General features: G+C 77.2%; 1 protein-coding gene. It reads right to left on the bottom strand.

Features of this window, described 5'->3' with window-relative positions; translation table 11 throughout:
• Positions 1-1,083: 6-phospho-beta-glucosidase (locus tag AB0C69_RS42545; RefSeq protein WP_360362691.1), on the bottom strand; the 1,083-nt coding region annotated here is incomplete at both ends.

Raw genomic sequence — 1,083 nt, 5'->3', positions numbered from 1 at the left:
GCGGCGACCCGGTCCACGCCGCCGCGCAGCGCCGCGTCCAGGGCCAGCTCCTCGTACGCCGACACGTGCGCGACCAGCCCGGCGAGCAGCGGCTCCATGGCGGGGACGGGCAGCGGCACCGCCCCGGACCCGGTGATCCGCGCCGGGACCTCGATGACCGCGCGGTCGTCCAGGAACGGCAGCGTGCGGTGGTTGCGCACGTTGACGACCTGCACGTCGCCGCGGCCGCCGACCAGCGACGCGGCCAGCTGCACGGCCGCCTCGGAGTAGAACGCGCCACCGCGCTCGGCGAGCCGGGCGGGCTTGGTGTCCAGCGCGGGGTCGGCGTAGGCCTCCAGCAGGTCGCGTTCGAGCGCGGCGACCTCCTCGGCCCGCGACGGCGCGGCCCGCTGCTCCTCGACGACGCGGTCGTGCTCGTAGAAGTAGCGCAGGTAGTACGACGGGACGGCGCCGAGCGTCCGCAGGAACGGGGCGGGCAGGCCGGAGACGGCGGCGAGCTCGCCGGGATGCCGGTCGAGCAGGTCCGGAAGGACGTCGTGCCCGTCCAGCAGGACCGACCGCACCCAGGTGAGGTGGTTGAGCCCGGCGTGGCCGAGGCCGACCCGTTCGGGCGGGACGCCCAGCAGCGCCGCCGCGCGCCGCTGGAATCCGATCGCGACGTTGCACAGGCCGACCGCGCGGTGCCCCGCGTCCAGCAGGGCCCGGGTGACGATGCCGACCGGGTTGGTGAAGTCGATGATCCAGGCGTGCGGGGCGCGGGCGGCGACGCGCCCGGCGATGTCCAGCACGACCGGGACGGTGCGCAGCGCCTTGGCGAGGCCGCCGGCGCCGGTCGTCTCCTGCCCGACGCAGCCGCGGGCCAGCGGCAGCGTCTCGTCGACGTGCCGGGCGGCCTGCCCGCCGACGCGCAGCTGGATCACGACGATCGTCGCGTCCGCGACCGCCGCGTCCAGGTCGCCTGTGGTGACGACGCGGGCGGGGTGGCCCGCGCGGGCGAGCATCCGCGCGGAGAGCCCGCCGACGAGCTCCAGCCGCCGGGCGTCGGGGTCGGCGAGCACCAGCTCCGACACCGGCAGCGCCGCG

Source organism: Actinomadura sp. NPDC048032 (genome assembly GCF_040653175.1).
In the GTDB taxonomy this organism is placed as follows: Bacteria; Actinomycetota; Actinomycetes; order Streptosporangiales; family Streptosporangiaceae; genus Spirillospora; species Spirillospora verrucosospora.
This window is presented reverse-complemented; position numbering and strand designations above follow the sequence as displayed.